We start from the raw sequence: 16289 nt of genomic DNA on the forward strand, positions 1-16289 counted from the left end.
GTGAGTATGTTGAGTGAACAAAAGGAAATTGCGATGCAGGTATCTGGTATGACCTGTGCGGCATGTGCCTCCAGAATTGAAAAAGGCCTCAAGCGGATGCCGGGTGTCACGGATGCCAATGTCAATATGGCAACGGAAACCTCAAATGTCACCTACGATCCTGCTGAAACAGGAGCTGCAGCGATTCAGGAAAAAATTGAAAAGCTGGGCTATCACGTCATAACAGAAAAAGCTGAATTCGATATTGAAGGCATGACGTGTGCGGCTTGCGCCAATCGGATTGAAAAGCGGCTTAACAAAATAGAAGGCGTCACAAATGCTCCTGTAAACTTCGCATTAGAAACGGTTGCGGTCGAGTACAATCCAAAAGAAGCGTCTGTCAGCGAGTTGAAAGAAGCGATAGATAAACTAGGATATAAGCTTAAGCTGAAAGGCGATGAACACCGGGATTCCGCAGCTTCTAAAAAGAAAGAAGAACGGAAGCAAACGGCGAGACTGATCTTTTCAGCGGTTCTATCATTTCCGCTACTTTGGGCGATGGTGAGCCATTTTACATTTACCTCGTTCATTTGGGTGCCGGATATATTTCTTAATCCGTGGATGCAGTTTGCGCTGGCGACTCCAGTGCAGTTTCTGATCGGCTGGCCGTTTTATGCGGGTGCGTATAAGGCGCTCAGAAACAAAAGCGCCAATATGGATGTGTTGGTCGCGCTAGGAACGACGGCTGCTTATGCTTACAGCCTTTATATTACGATCCAAAGCCTCGGTTCCCATGGCCATACAGCCGGCCTTTACTATGAAACAAGCGCGATATTGCTGACGCTGATTTTGTTAGGGAAGCTGTTTGAAACAAAGGCAAAGGGCCGTTCTTCGGACGCCATTAAAAAGCTGATGAAGCTTCAAGCGAAAACAGCGACTGTCGTAAGAGACGGACAGGAGCAAATCATTCCGATAGACGAAGTGCTTGTCAATGACATTGTTTACGTCAAACCGGGCGAACGAATTCCTGTCGATGGAGAAGTGATTGAAGGCCGCTCGGCTGTAGATGAATCGATGATTACAGGAGAAAGCCTTCCAGTTGATAAAAATCCGGGTGACAGCGTGACAGGCGCAACCGTTAACTCAAACGGATTTCTGAAAATCAAAGCTGTCAACGTCGGAAAGGATACCGCGCTTTCTCATATCATTAAAATCGTCGAGGAAGCACAAGGGTCAAAAGCGCCGATCCAGCGTCTCGCTGATCAGATATCTGGCATTTTTGTCCCCATTGTATTGGGGATTGCCGTTCTCACTTTCCTCATTTGGTATCTCTGGGTGGCTCCCGGTGATTTTGCAGAAGCGATCAGTAAGGTTATTGCGGTGCTCGTCATCGCCTGCCCTTGTGCGCTGGGCCTTGCCACTCCGACGAGCATTATGGCTGGATCTGGCCGCGCGGCTGAATTCGGGATTCTCTTTAAAGGCGGCGAACATTTAGAAAAAACACATCGTCTCGATACGATTGTTCTCGATAAAACCGGAACTGTGACAAACGGAAAGCCGCGATTGACAGATGCCATTCCATTCGGCCATTTTGAAGAAACAGAACTGCTTCAGTTTACGGCGGCAGCTGAAACGGGATCGGAGCATCCGCTCGGTGAGGCGATAGTCGCCGGCGTGAAAGAAAAAGGGCTAGAAATACCGAAGCTGATCCGCTTTGAAGCAAAGGTAGGCGCAGGCGTTTTGGCTAAAGCCGGAGGCAAAACCATTCTCGTTGGCACAAGAAAGTTAATGGAGAGCGAACAGATCGAACATGGGGATCTTCTTGCCCAAATGGAAGAACTTGAGGCAGAAGGGAAAACGGTTATGCTTGTCTCTATTGATGGTGAAGCCGCGGGGCTTGTAGCTGTTGCCGATACGATAAAAGACACGTCACGAGAGGCAGTGGCCCGTCTGAAAGCGTTGGGCTTGGATGTCATCATGATGACAGGTGACAATCGCAAAACTGCAGAAGCCATCGCGAAGGAAGCGGGAATTACGAGTGTCATTGCGGAAGCCCTTCCTGAACAAAAGGCGGCAGAAATTTCCCGCCTGCAAAAAGAAGGGCGCCAGACGGCCATGGTAGGCGACGGAATTAACGATGCGCCGGCGCTAGCTACAGCCGATATTGGCATGGCGATTGGAACAGGCACGGATATTGCCATGGAAACAGCGGACATTACGCTTATACGCGGCGATTTGAACAGCATTGCCGACGCAATCCGCATGAGCAGATTAACAATGAAAAACATTAAACAAAACTTATTCTGGGCGCTTGGCTATAACAGCCTCGGCATCCCGATCGCAGCGCTCGGATTTTTAGCGCCATGGATAGCGGGAGCAGCAATGGCATTCAGCTCCGTTTCCGTTGTTCTGAATGCGTTGCGTCTGCAGAAAGTAAAATAAATATGCCGGTTTTTCAGCTTATCGACAAACCCTCGCATTCGTTGTCAGGCCTGCGCGTTGGTGCTCAATGAAAGAATGGAACGGCAGTTAAATTCCAGACGTCCTGTCTAAAGGCCGCCGTCATCACACCCTGTGAAAGTCTGCTCCAATGCTCGTCCTTTCTAGATTTCAAGGGTGTTCAATCATGTTGCAACAATCGAAAAACCGGCGATATGCCGGTTTTTGTTTATCATTGACACTTTCTTGGTAAAAGCCATATAATAAATGTAATCAACTATATGATTATATGCTCATATATATAATTTCGTTGCCGACACTCATTGATACGCTTTGAAGAGGGAACCCTAAATCGGAAGGTAAGGTGAGACTAGTGAAACAGGAATACATTCTGGACGGTCTGGATTGCAGCAATTGTGCCCAAAAAATTGAAAACGGAGTTAAAGGCATAAAAGGCATTGACGGATGCGCAGTAAATTTTGCGGCAAGCACCTTGACTGTCTCAGCCGGTGGGAAAGAAGAGCAATGGGTCGCCAATAAGGTGGAGAAAAAAGTAAAATCAATCGATCCGCATGTAACGGTTCGCCAAAAGCATAAAAAGAAATCAGCTGAAGACAACTATCGCAATCGAATGATCAATATGCTGATCAGAATGGCGGTTGCTGTCATTTTAGGAGCAGCGGCATATGTCGTTCATTCCGGAACAATCGAATTTTTCCTTTTCCTCGCTGCCTATTTGATCATCGGCGGTGATATTGTCATCCGGGCAATCAAAAACATCAGCCGCGGTCAGGTGTTTGATGAGCATTTCTTAATGGCCCTTGCCACAATCGGCGCTTTTCTGATTAAGCAATACCCTGAAGGTGTTGCCGTTATGCTGTTTTACCAAATCGGTGAGCTTTTTCAAGGAGCCGCGGTCAGCCGTTCCAGAAAATCAATCAGTGCCTTAATGGACATACGGCCTGATTACGCCAATGTCAAAACAGAGAACGGCATCGAACTGGTTTCTCCGGAGGACGTAAAGATAGGAGACATCATTGTGGTCAATCCCGGAGAAAGCATCCCCCTTGACGGTAAGGTCGTACAGGGATCAGCGATGGTTGATACGTCTGCTTTGACAGGTGAGTCTGTTCCAAGAAAAGCTTCAGAAGGACAAGATGTGATGTCAGGCTTTATCAATCAAAACGGCGTTCTGCATATTGAAGTCACAAAGGGCTATCAGGAATCTGCAGTATCAAAAATATTAGATTTGGTTCAAAATGCGAGCAGCCGTAAAGCCCGGACAGAAAACTTTATCACGAAGTTTGCCAAGTATTATACACCTGCTGTCGTGATCATCGCGGTATTGCTGGCCTTTGTCCCGCCGCTGGTTATTCCCGGCGCCGCACTTTCCGATTGGGTGTACCGCGCGCTTATTTTCTTAGTGATTTCTTGTCCATGTGCGCTTGTTGTCTCTATACCGCTCGGTTTCTTCGGCGGAATCGGCGCAGCCTCTAAGGCCGGAGTGCTTGTGAAGGGAAGCAATTATTTAGAAGCCTTGAATCAAGTTAAATACGCGGTGTTTGATAAGACAGGAACATTAACAAAAGGCAGTTTTGAAGTGACAGAAATTAAACCCGCAGAAGGATTTACAAAGGAAAAATTACTTGAAGCGGCGGCATATGCTGAGCTTCATTCCCAGCACCCGATTGCCGAATCTGTGCGTAAAGCTTATGGGAAAATGCTCTCCTCTGACGCAATAGAGTCATATGAGGAAATATCCGGCCGCGGCATTTTTGCAAAAGTAAACGGAACAGAAATCCTTGCTGGGAATCAGAAGCTCATGGAAAGAGAACAGATTAAAGGCGTCCCGGATCAAAAAGCCGGAACAATCGTACACATTGCTGTTGATCAACATTATGCCGGAGCAATCATCATAGCGGATGAAGCAAAAGAAGACGCGGCACAGGCGATTGCTGATCTGAAGTCGCTTGGAATCAAACAGACAATTATGCTGACAGGTGATTCAAAACAAACGGGAGAAGCCGTCGGAAAACAGCTTGGCATCGACGAGGTATATGCGGAGCTGTTGCCGCAGGATAAAGTCGCGCGGGTTGAAGCATTAGAAGCCAAGCTTTCGCCAAATGAAAAACTCATTTTTGTCGGTGACGGCATCAATGATACGCCGGTGCTTGCGCGCGCGGATATCGGAGCAGCCATGGGCGGCCTTGGCTCAGACGCCGCGGTAGAAGCAGCAGACGTCGTGCTGATGACAGATCAGCCTTCAAAAATAGCCGAAGCGATTCGGATTGCCAAACGGACACGGCGAATCGTGTGGCAAAACATCGGCTTTGCTTTAGGCGTGAAAGCGATCTTTCTCATTCTTGGAGCATTCGGAATTGCAACCATGTGGGAAGCGGTTTTCTCAGATGTCGGCGTCACACTGCTCGCTGTGGCAAACGCCATGCGCGTTATGCGTCTCAAAAACAGGTAAATTGTCGGAGAGAATTCATTTTTTCGGGCTTTTCTTATCGGCGCTTGTCTTGTTAAAATAAAGAAGCGGGTCAATTGCGATCCGCTTCTTTTTTATAATTTTAAAACGATGAGGTGTCGGAGTGAAAAAGAAACAGCAGTCTTCTGCGAAATTCGCGGTCATCCTTACGGTTGTGGTTGTTGTCTTGTTAGCAGCCATTGTCATTATTAATAACAAAACGGAACAAGGCAATGAAGCGGTTTCTGGACAGCCGTCTATCAAAGGCCAGCCTGTGCTCGGCAAGGATGATGCACCGGTAACTGTAGTTGAATTCGGAGATTACAAATGTCCGTCTTGTAAAATGTTTAACAATGACATCTTCCCCAAAATACAAAAAGACTTTATTAATAAGGGCGATGTGAAATTTTCATTCGTGAACGTCATGTTCCATGGAAAAGGTTCAAGGTTAGCGGCTCTTGCATCAGAAGAAGTATGGAAAGAAGATCCTGACTCTTTCTGGGCATTCCATGAAAAGCTGTTCGACAAACAGCCGGATACAGAACAGGAATGGGTGACCCCGGGCGTTCTCGGTGATGTTGCCAAAAGCACCACAAAGGTCAATCCTGAGACGCTCAAGGACAATCTTGATAAGGAAACATTCGCTTCCCAAGTGGAAAGAGATTCCGAACTTAATCAAAAAATGAACATAAAAGCAACCCCGACGATTTACGTCAATGATAAAGTGATCAAAAAATTTGCGGATTATGATGAAATCAAAGAAACGATAGAAAAAGAGCTGAAAGGGAAGTAAATCATATGAAAAATAGAATTGTATGTTTATATGCTTCCTGGGTTGTCGCTCTTACCGCTATGCTCGGCAGCCTGTATTTCAGTGAAATCAAAAAGTTCATTCCATGTGAACTGTGCTGGTACCAGCGTATCCTCATGTATCCGCTCGTCCTGATTTTAGGAATCGCCACCTTTCAAGGGGACACACGCGTGAAAAAATATGCGCTTCCGATGGCGATTATCGGGGCATTTATTTCGATCATGCATTACTTAGAGCAGAAAGTGCCGGGCTTTTCCGGCATTAAGCCGTGTGTAAGCGGCGTGCCGTGCTCAGGCCAATATATTAACTGGTTCGGTTTTATGACCATTCCATTTCTGGCCCTGATTGCTTTTATCCTGATTATTGTTTTTATGTGTCTGCTGAAAGGCGAAAAATCTGAATAACCAAAAAGCGTCCGCGTATGCCGGGCGTTTTTTCATCTGTAAATGACAGCTCAATAGCGTTTGGTGTACTCCCTCTAGATTTATCTTTTTTTATCGTGAAAATGTTATTGATTTTACGCTTGAGCGATTATAAAATCTAGAGGTCGTCAGAAAATTTAACAAACATAAAGGGAGTCATCAGAATGGCTTGGGAGCTGCTCAGTGTGATTGGCATCATTGCGTTTGCAGTCAGCGGCGCAATTGTTGCGATGGAAGAGGAATATGATATTTTAGGAGTTTATATATTAGGGATTGTGACAGCTTTTGGAGGAGGAGCGATCCGCAATTTGCTGATCGGTGTTCCGGTGTCGGCATTATGGGAGCAGGGCGCGTACTTTCAAATCGCCCTCCTCTCCATTACGATTGTGTTTCTGTTTCCGAAGCTGCTGCTGAGGCATTGGAACAAGTGGGGCAACTTATCAGATGCGATCGGTCTCGCGGCCTTCGCCATCCAAGGCGCATTGTATGCCGTCAAAATGGGCCATCCGCTTAGTGCCGTGATCGTGGCTGCGGTTCTGACGGGAAGCGGCGGCGGAATCATCCGCGATCTTCTTGCCGGACGCAAGCCGCTTGTGCTGAAAGCAGAAATTTACGCGGTCTGGGCGGCTCTCGGCGGTTTAATCGTCGGCTTGGGCTGGCTGGGAAACTCATTTGGCTTGTACGTTCTGTTTTTCGTGCTCGTTGTTTGCCGCGTTTGTTCCTATATGTTTAATTGGAAGCTGCCAAACCGTTCTTTTCGCTTAGATAACTAACATCATAAAAAAAACCGATTTCAATTTGAAATCGGTTTTTTTGCATATAAATAACCCAAACCTTGATTGATATTGGGTAAATGTGCTAAGATAAATTGTATTTGCTTGTTTTTATCATATTTATAATATATATCCAATTTTATTTTACAGTATTTCATCTGAATTTGTCAACTATTTTCTGGAGGTGCCGTCCATGAATCAGCAGGATAAGGAATGGAAGGAAGAACAGTCAAGAATAGATGAGGTACTGCAGGAGCTCGGCCGAAAAGAGCGGTTTCTGGAAACGTCTGCAGGCGGGTTAAAGCATGATATTATCGGATTAAGAAAAAGCTTTTGGGAGGATGTTACGGTCAATCTTGATGATACCCATGAAGCGGTTGAAACAATGGCAAGCATTAAGCAGCAGGCGGAGCTGCTGTCTGATCGGGAACGAAATCATCGGCGTATGGATCAGCAGCTCAAACGAATTCATCAATTAAAAGCATCGCCTTATTTCGGCCGGGTTGATTTTATTGAAAACGGCGAGGAACAGGCAGAGCGAATTTATATCGGCTTAGCTTCTTGCATGGATGAGAAGGAGGAACACTTTCTGATCTATGACTGGAGGGCGCCGATATCTAGTATGTACTACAATTATTCCCCAGGAAAAGCGGAGTACGAAGTGCCCGGCGAAACGATAGAAGGCGAAATGGAGCTGAAACGCCAGTTTATCATTAAAAACGGCGATCTCAAGGCGATGTTTAATACTGATATGACGATCGGTGATGAAATGCTGCAAGAGGTCTTGAGCCATCAATCTGATACCCAAATGAAAAACATCGTGTCTACAATTCAGAAAGAACAAAATCAGATTATCCGTAATGAAAAAAGTAAATTTCTGATCGTGCAGGGAGCAGCTGGCAGCGGGAAAACATCGGCAGCACTCCAGCGTGTCGCTTATTTATTATACAGGCACCGCGGCGTTATTGATGCCGGACAAATCGTTTTATTTTCTCCAAACTTTTTATTTAACAGCTATGTCTCCTCTGTTTTGCCTGAGTTAGGGGAAGAGAATATGGAACAGGTGACGTTTCAGGAATATATCGAGCACCGGCTTGGCCGCAAGTTCCTATGTGAAAGCCCCTTTGATCAGCTCGAATATTGCCTGACCGAATCAACGAAAGGCGGTTTTCCGTCAAGACTTACGGGAATCACATGGAAGGCGGGCTTATCTTTTCAGCAATTCATTGATGAATACGTCAGCCGGCTGTCCTCCGAAGGGATGATCTTTAAAAACATCGTCTTTCGCGGACAAAAACTAATTGCAAAGGAACAAATTCATTCCTATTTTTACTCACTGGATCAACGCCAGTCCATTCCGAATCGGATGGAGCAAACGGCAAAGTGGCTGCTGAGTGAACTTCATACATTTGAGAAAAAGGAACGGCGTAAGGATTGGGTCGTTCAGGAAGCTGAGCTGCTCGACAAAGAGGATTACCTAGACGTGTACAAAAAACTCCAGGAAAGGAAACAGTTCAGTGAGAGCACGTTTAACGATTATCAAAGAGAGCAGCAACTGCTTGCCGCCATCATTGTGAAAAAGGCGTTCAACCCGCTCAAACAGGCGGTCAGGCTCTTTGCGTTTCTGGATGTCAAACAGCTGTATTTGCATTTGTTTTCCAGCTGGCGAGGGAAATTTCAGCATGCGGAGATGGCAGCGATAGGAGCGCTGACCCGATCGGCATTTGCGGAAAATAAATTGCTCTATGAGGATGCGGCGCCATTTCTTTATATGCAGGATTTGATCGAAGGCAGAAAGAAAAATACGAAGATCAAACATCTTTTTATCGACGAAGCTCAGGACTATTCACCGTTTCAGATGGCTTACATGAGAAGCATTTTTCCGGCCGCCAGCATGACAGTGCTCGGTGATATCAATCAGTCCATCTACGTCCATGCCATACATGGCGCAAAGCATATGGATGCGTGCTTTGAAGGTGAGCCGGCTGAATATGTTCATTTAAAGAGAACGTACAGATCGACAAGGCAGATTGTCGATCTAACAAAAGCGATGCTTCAGGACGGAGCGGATATTGAGCCTTTTAACAGAAACGGGGAAATGCCTCTCGTTTTCAAAACCGAAGGACGTGAGGACCTTTGTCAAAAGCTCACGAAAGAAATAGAACGGCTCAAGAAGCAAGGGCATGAAACGATCGCCGTCATTTGTAAGACTGCCCAGCAATGCATACAGGCGCACGCTTACATAAGCGAATATATAGATATCCGGCTGATTTATAAAGAAAATCAAACATTTCAAAAGGGAGTTTGTGTCATTCCGGTTTATTTAGCGAAGGGAATTGAGTTTGACGCAGTCCTTGTCTATGATGCATCGGAAGAACATTATCAAACAGAACACGACCGCAGGCTCTTATACACTGCCTGCACCCGGGCGATGCATACGCTGGCGGTGTTATATACAGGTAAGGCAAGTCCGTTTGTAACGGCCGTGCCGCCTCACTTATATCAGAATGTTGAGTGAAGAGAAGGGGAGCCTTCTCTTTTTAGCGTGCCGACAAACCCTCGCATTTGTTGTCAAGCATGCGTATTGGTGCTCACTTGAAAAAACTCAGCGGCTAAATGCTCGAGATCCTGCCCAAACGCCGCTGTCACCCCATCCTGCGGAAGTCTGCCCTAATGCGCGTCCTTCCAGAATTCAAGGGTTAAAGATGACAAAACCCTAAAGCTACGTTTAGGCTTTTGTCTGCAATTTGTGTAGAGAAGGACGTCCTTCTCTTTTTCTATTTAAATGAAAGAAACAAAGCGGTTTTATCATTAGGAATCTTAATAGTTATCATCATGTAAATATATTTTACTTAAACCTAGTATTCCGGTAAAGTTCAATTAGATGCAATTTTCGATCAGTTTATAACTTTGTGAGGTGGATACGTTGCAACTTCAAGTAATGAACAGTCCGTTTAATCAGGAGCAGGCAGAGCTCCTTAACCGCCTTCTGCCAACTTTGACCGAATCTCAGAAAATCTGGCTGAGCGGATATTTATCCGCGCAATCCGTTTCCGCCCAAGAAACCGCGGGGGCCCCTGCGGCTGCTGTGTCTGCAGAAGCGGCGGCACCGGCCGTTTCAAAAGAAGTGACCGTTCTTTATGGTTCACAGACAGGAAACGCACAGGGGCTTGCAGAAAATGCCGGAAAGCAGCTTGAGGAGCGCGGTTTTCACGTCACTGTCTCATCCATGAGCGATTTTAAGCCGAATCAGCTGAAGAAAATCAACAATCTTTTGATCGTCGTCAGCACGCACGGTGAAGGCGAGCCGCCTGATAATGCGCTGTCGTTTCATGAATTTCTGCATGGAAGACGGGCGCCTAAGCTTGAAGACCTTCGTTTTTCTGTTTTGGCGCTTGGTGACAGCTCGTACGAATTTTTCTGCCAGACAGGGAAGGAATTTGATCAGCGCTTAGAAGAAATCGGCGGCAAACGAATTTCTCAGCGCGTTGATTGCGATCTTGACTATGATGAGCCGGCGGCTGAATGGCTTGAGAGTGTATTTGAGGGCTTAAGTGAAGCCGGGGGCGGAAGCGCCGCACCTGCGCCAGGAGCAGCTTCGCCTCAAATCGGTGAGTCTTCTTACTCCAGAACAAACCCGTTTCGGGCTGAAGTGTTAGAAAATTTAAATCTGAACGGCCGAGGATCAAATAAAGAAACACGCCATGTCGAGCTGTCTCTTGAAGGATCTGGCCTGGCTTATGAGCCTGGTGACAGCCTCGGCGTCTATCCGGAAAACGATCCGGAGCTTGTTGAGCTCCTGCTTAAGGAAATGAATTGGGACCCCGAAGAAATTGTGACCCTTAATAAGCAAGGTAATGTACGCCCGCTTAAAGAAGCGCTGATTTCTCACTATGAAATTACTGTTCTCACAAAACCGCTTCTTGAACAGGCTGCCCAGCTGTCAGGGAGCGATGGGCTTAGAGAGCTTTTAGCCCCGGGAAATGAGGGGAGCGTAAAAGCATATCTTGAAGGACGCGATTTGCTTGATCTCGTTCGTGATTATGGCCCGTTCAGCGTATCGGCGCAGGAGTTTGTTTCGATTCTGCGAAAAATGCCGGCCCGACTCTATTCAATCGCGAGCAGTTTATCCGCTAATCCGGATGAAGTACATGTAACGATTGGCGCAGTCCGCTACGATGCGCACGGCCGTGAACGAAAAGGCGTCTGCTCGATTTTATGCGCGGAGCGTCTGCAACCGGGAGACACACTGCCTGTTTATGTCCAGCATAATCAAAACTTTAAGCTTCCGAAAGATACTGAAACACCGATTATCATGGTCGGCCCTGGGACAGGCGTCGCGCCGTTCCGTTCCTTTATGCAGGAGCGTGAGGAGACGGGAGTGGAAGGCAAAGCATGGATGTTCTTTGGCGATCAGCATTTTGTCACGGATTTCCTTTATCAGACAGAGTGGCAGAATTGGATCAAAGACGGTGTGCTGACAAAAATGGATGTGGCGTTCTCACGTGATACGGAAGAAAAAGTATATGTGCAGCACCGCATGCTTGAACAGAGTGCAGAATTGTTCGAATGGCTTCAAGAAGGCGCGGCTGTTTACATTTGCGGTGATGAAAAACACATGGCGCATGACGTCCATCACACATTACTTGACATTATCGAGAAAGAAGGCAATATGAGCCGCGAAGAAGCAGAAGCTTATCTTGCCAATATGCAGCAGCAAAAACGCTATCAGCGTGATGTATACTGATTTGACTTGAAAGGAGTTTTTCAACATGGTGACCAAAATCTTAAAAGCACCGGACGGCTCTCCAAGTGATGTTGAACGCATTAAAGAAGAAAGTGATTATTTGCGCGGCACACTGAAGGAAGTGATGCTGGACCGGATCAGTGCCGGAATTCCGGATGATGACAACCGCCTGATGAAACACCACGGCAGTTATTTGCAGGATGACCGTGACCTCCGCAATGAACGCCAAAAGCAAAAACTTGAACCGGCCTATCAGTTCATGCTGCGCGTACGTATGCCAGGAGGCGTCTCAACACCTGAACAATGGCTTGTCATGGATGACCTTTCCCAGAAATACGGGAACGGCACATTAAAACTGACGACACGTGAAACATTCCAAATGCACGGAATTCTGAAATGGAACATGAAGAAAACCATTCAGACAATCCACTCAGCTCTTTTGGATACGATCGCAGCCTGCGGAGACGTAAACCGCAACGTGATGTGCGCATCGAACCCTTATCAGTCTGAAATCCACTCAGAGGTATACGAGTGGTCTAAAACATTAAGTGACGATCTGCTGCCTCGGACGAGAGCTTATCATGAAATCTGGCTTGATGAGGAAAAAGTGGCCGGCACGCCTGAGGAAGAAGTCGAGCCAATGTACGGCCCGCTCTATCTGCCGCGGAAATTTAAAATCGGTATTGCCGTTCCGCCATCTAATGATATAGACGTCTTTTCACAAGATCTCGGATTCATTGCGATTGTCGAAGATGGCGAACTGATCGGTTTTAACGTGGCAATCGGCGGCGGAATGGGAATGACGCATGGCGACACAGCGACATATCCGCAATTAGCCAAGGTAATCGGGTTCTGCCGGCCTGAGCAAATGTATGACGTTGCTGAAAAAACGATTACGATTCAGCGTGATTACGGAAACCGTTCTGTCCGCAAAAATGCGCGATTCAAATACACCGTTGACCGCCTCGGTTTAGAAACTGTAAAAGAAGAATTGGAAAACCGTCTCGGCTGGAGCCTGGAAGAAGCAAAGGCGTATCATTTCGATCATAACGGCGACCGCTACGGCTGGGTGGAAGGCATTGAGGATAAATGGCATTTTACGCTGTTTGTCGAAGGCGGCCGTGTGACGGATTACGATCATTATAAACTGATGACAGGCTTGCGGGAAATCGCCAAAGTTCATACAGGCGAGTTCCGTCTGACATCCAATCAGAACTTGATTATTGCGAACGTTTCAAGCGACAAAAAAGATGAAATCAGTGCATTAATTGAGCAATACGGATTAACTGACGGCAAGCACCATTCAGCGCTCCGCCGCAGCTCTATGGCGTGTGTGTCGCTTCCGACCTGCGGATTGGCAATGGCTGAAGCAGAGCGTTATTTGCCGACCCTTTTAGATAAGGTTGAAAAGATCATTGACGAAAACGGCCTTCGTGATCAGGAAATCACCATTCGCATGACAGGGTGCCCGAACGGCTGTGCACGCCATGCACTCGGTGAGATCGGATTTATCGGAAAGGCGCCGGGCAAATATAATATGTATCTTGGTGCTGCATTTGATGGTAGCCGTTTAAGCAAAATGTACCGTGAAAACATCGGTGAAGAAGACATTTTAAGCGAGCTGCGCGTACTTCTTTCACGTTATGCGAAAGAACGCGAGGAAGGCGAGCACTTCGGTGACTTTGTCATTCGCGCAGGCATCATTAAAGCAACAACTGACGGCACGAATTTTCATAGCTGATAAAGAAAGACGAGAGACAGGGGTAGCTCCCTGTCTCTTTTTGCCTGAAATTTGCCCTGCTACAAAAAAATTCACTATGAGCATATCGTGAGAAATAATACCCTGAAAAGGGTACTATAAAAGAAGACAAGTGTGGAGGGAACTCGTGCTGACATCACATATCGGATGCAAGGCCGTCCCAGCCTCAGCCTCTTTTAGACAAGCAGATCCATCGACTATCTCAGACGAAGGAGGTCATGTATTTGGACATATTTTTAGTTGTTCTCGTTTTATTAACGATTATTGCGATATCCAATATCGTGAACCGGTTTATTCCGTTTATTCCCGTGCCTCTGATTCAGGTGGCGCTTGGGATTCTTGCGGCCTCATTTCCACAGGGGCTTCATTTTGAATTAAACACCGAATTGTTTTTTGTTCTGTTTATCGCGCCTCTTCTATTTAATGATGGGAAGAGAACGCCGCGGGCGGAGCTTTGGAATTTACGCGCTCCGATTTTATTGCTCGCACTCGGCCTTGTATTTGCGACTGTAATTGTAGGTGGATACACGATTCACTGGATGATTCCTGCTATCCCGCTGGCAGCGGCTTTTGGACTTGCGGCCATTCTTTCACCGACTGATGTCGTCGCTGTCAGCGCATTATCAGGAAGAGTGAAAATGCCAAAAGGCATTCTTCGCCTGCTTGAAGGGGAGGGGCTGATGAATGACGCATCAGGTCTGGTGGCCTTTAAGTTTGCGATTGCGGCAGCAGTGACCGGTGCATTTTCATTAGCACAAGCGGCTGTCAGCTTTGTCTTTATTTCTCTTGGAGGCTTGCTGTGCGGGGTTGTCATTTCGTTCGTCATTATTCGATTTCGCCTCTTCCTGCGCCGTCTTGGCATGCAGGATGTCACAATGCATATGCTGATTCAAATTCTGACGCCGTTTGTGATTTATTTGGCAGCGGAAGAAATCGCCGTTTCCGGCATTTTAGCCGTTGTGGCGGGTGGAATCACCCATGCTGTTGAACAGGATCGTCTGGAATCAACGATGGCCAAACTGCAAATCGTCTCCTCGAGTACATGGAACATTATTTTATTTATTTTGAACGGTCTGGTCTTCGTTATTCTCGGAGCACAGATTCCGGACGTCATTTCCGTTATCTTTAATGACACCGCAGTTAGCAACATGAAGGTAATCAGCTATATCCTTGTGATCACATTTACGCTAATGCTCCTCAGATTTCTATGGGTGCTGTTCTTCTGGAACGGAAAATGGTTCTTTAATAAGGACCAGAACATTTATAAACCGGGTCTTCGTTCGACGCTGTTACTTTCGATTTCCGGTGTGCGCGGAGCTGTAACGCTTGCGGGCTCTTTCTCCATTCCGTATTTTCTGGAGGATGGCACACCGTTTCCAGAAAGAAATCTAATTCTCTTTTTGGCAGCCGGCGTCATTTTATGCACACTTGTCATTGCCGCCGTTGTGCTGCCGCTTCTGACTGAAAAAGAAGAAGAAGACGAAAAACGAAATAAAAAGCTGCTGACGGCGAGACGCAAATTGATTAAAACAGCTCTCCAAACGATTAAAGAGGACATGAACGATACAAACAAAACAGCCTCTCTTGCGGTGATAGGCGAATACAACGAAAAGATGAAAAACCTTCGTTTTCAGCAATATACTTCATCTAATCGTATCAAAAAACAAGAGCGAAAAGTCCGGGCGCAAGCCATTATCGCTGAGCAAGAGGCATTGATGAAAATGCTGGAACGGGGAGACATCCCTGAAGAAACAGTAAACGTACTGCAAGAACGGTTTAATGAATTAGAAATTTTGTATGGCAACCCATTTAAAGTCGGATTATCAAATACAAGGCTCAAGCGGCTGATGTATTGGATTTTCTTCGGTGAACATAAAAAGCCGGAGCTGCCGATTTTAAATGAAGCGGGATTGATACAGGCAACGAGAGTGAAAACGGCAAAAGCAGCAATTGAATATCTGGAAAAACATAAGACGGAAGAACATAAAGAAGTGTTTTTATCTGTCATTACGTTTTATAAACAGTTAATTTTCAGGCTGGAACACAGCCATCATGAGCTGAGATCAAGCGCCCAATTTGAAATTCAGAAGCTGGAAGTGAAGCTGAAGGCTGTGCAGGCGATCAGAAATGAAATTCAAACGCTCTTCGAAAAGCGGGAAATTTCCCGGGACATCTCCCATGAACTTCGCCAATACATTAATGATGTGGAAGCCGCCATGCTTGAAGGCGGCGAATAGATGCAGCAAAAAAGCTGGCGTTAGAGCGCCAGCTTTTTTCTATATTAGGGACGATGGAATTCGAAAGTGCTGCCATCCCGGTCGAACCAGCCTCTGAAGGCCCAGTTGATCCAGCCGCCATCACCTTTGTTTGTAAAGGTTCCGTCTTCAAATACCCAAATGCCGTACGTAATGCCGTCGTAAACGGCTGAGCCGTAAAATTGCACACCGTTTAAGTGGTCTTCATATTCCTGGCTTAAATTAAATACCATGACGTTATATTTTTGGCCGGACGCGTAGAAGGAAGACTCCATGAGGTTTTTCACAAATCCATCCCGGTTCTGTGCGGATTTAATGGCATCGGCGATTTGGTTGGCAATTCCAAGTACATCCAGATTGACGTTTAAACCTACCTCAGCGGCAGATGTTCCGGCTGTTGTTGCCTGGAAATTTGAGCACCGGGATTTTCTTCAGCCGAAGCAAAGGATAAAGGGGCGATGGTCAAAGCGGCACCTAACGCAAGTGTCATTGGGATACGCATACGTTTCAATTTGGTTCCTCCTTTGTTTTGATTTGGTGACACTAATCGCATACCCTGCTTATTCCACTTTAATCTCAATATTGTTAAAATAGGAAAAAAATAGTGTTTCGCTCGTCCCATGCTGTGAAAAAA

The 16289-nt window shown here is 46.4% G+C and carries 9 protein-coding genes and 1 pseudogene; 9 read left to right on the forward strand and 1 reads right to left on the reverse strand.

Annotation, left to right across the window (positions count from 1 at the left end; genetic code table 11):
* Positions 1-9 precede the first annotated feature (9 nt).
* The 9 genes from copA to V6D41_RS12545 all read left to right on the forward strand — a co-directional run bounded on the left by copA (position 10) and on the right by V6D41_RS12545 (position 15637).
* Complete coding sequence (copA, locus tag V6D41_RS12505) at positions 10-2421, forward strand: copper-exporting P-type ATPase CopA (RefSeq protein WP_333518405.1); 2412 nt, start codon at positions 10-12, stop codon at positions 2419-2421.
* Between the two features lie 361 nt (positions 2422-2782).
* The gene (locus V6D41_RS12510; RefSeq protein WP_333518406.1) at positions 2783-4891 is read left to right on the forward strand and encodes a heavy metal translocating P-type ATPase; all 2109 of its coding nucleotides are present in this window, start codon (positions 2783-2785) and stop codon (positions 4889-4891) included.
* A gap of 121 nt (positions 4892-5012) precedes the next feature.
* Positions 5013-5681, forward strand: a complete 669-nt coding sequence (locus V6D41_RS12515; protein WP_333518407.1) for a DsbA family protein — start codon at positions 5013-5015, stop codon at positions 5679-5681.
* 5 nt (positions 5682-5686) lie between these two features.
* Positions 5687-6103, forward strand: a complete 417-nt coding sequence (locus V6D41_RS12520; protein ID WP_087991134.1) for a disulfide oxidoreductase — start codon at positions 5687-5689, stop codon at positions 6101-6103.
* A 182-nt stretch (positions 6104-6285) separates the two neighbouring features.
* Positions 6286-6894 carry a trimeric intracellular cation channel family protein gene (locus V6D41_RS12525; protein WP_087991133.1) on the forward strand — a complete coding sequence of 203 codons (609 nt, stop codon included), beginning with the start codon at positions 6286-6288 and terminating at the stop codon, positions 6892-6894.
* Between the two features lie 193 nt (positions 6895-7087).
* A complete protein-coding gene (gene helD, locus V6D41_RS12530; protein WP_333518408.1) occupies positions 7088-9412 on the forward strand; it encodes an RNA polymerase recycling motor HelD in 2325 nt (774 codons plus the stop codon).
* 408 nt (positions 9413-9820) lie between these two features.
* The gene (locus tag V6D41_RS12535; RefSeq protein WP_333518409.1) at positions 9821-11641 is read left to right on the forward strand and encodes an assimilatory sulfite reductase (NADPH) flavoprotein subunit; all 1821 of its coding nucleotides are present in this window, start codon (positions 9821-9823) and stop codon (positions 11639-11641) included.
* Positions 11642-11666: 25 nt separating this feature from the next.
* Positions 11667-13382, forward strand: a complete 1716-nt coding sequence (cysI, locus tag V6D41_RS12540; protein WP_333518410.1) for an assimilatory sulfite reductase (NADPH) hemoprotein subunit — start codon at positions 11667-11669, stop codon at positions 13380-13382.
* 242 nt (positions 13383-13624) lie between these two features.
* Positions 13625-15637, forward strand: a complete 2013-nt coding sequence (locus V6D41_RS12545) for a Na+/H+ antiporter (RefSeq protein ID WP_333518411.1) — start codon at positions 13625-13627, stop codon at positions 15635-15637.
* A 44-nt stretch (positions 15638-15681) separates the two neighbouring features.
* Here V6D41_RS12545 and yvgO read toward each other — a convergent pair.
* Positions 15682-16166: pseudogene (yvgO, locus tag V6D41_RS12550) on the reverse strand (stress response protein YvgO).
* Positions 16167-16289 lie beyond the last annotated feature (123 nt).

Source organism: Bacillus sp. 0102A (genome assembly GCF_036765155.1).
In the GTDB taxonomy this organism is placed as follows: domain Bacteria; phylum Bacillota; class Bacilli; order Bacillales; family Bacillaceae; genus Bacillus; species Bacillus subtilis_G.

Excerpts from the sequence above, each read along its gene's own strand:
- cysI (WP_333518410.1), top strand. The coding sequence starts at position 11,667 with ATGGTGACCAAAATCTTAAAAGCACCGGACGGCTCTCCAAGTGATGTT.
- helD (WP_333518408.1), top strand. The coding sequence starts at position 7,088 with ATGAATCAGCAGGATAAGGAATGGAAGGAAGAACAGTCAAGAATAGAT.
- V6D41_RS12525 (WP_087991133.1), top strand. The coding sequence starts at position 6,286 with ATGGCTTGGGAGCTGCTCAGTGTGATTGGCATCATTGCGTTTGCAGTC.
- V6D41_RS12520 (WP_087991134.1), top strand. The coding sequence starts at position 5,687 with ATGAAAAATAGAATTGTATGTTTATATGCTTCCTGGGTTGTCGCTCTT.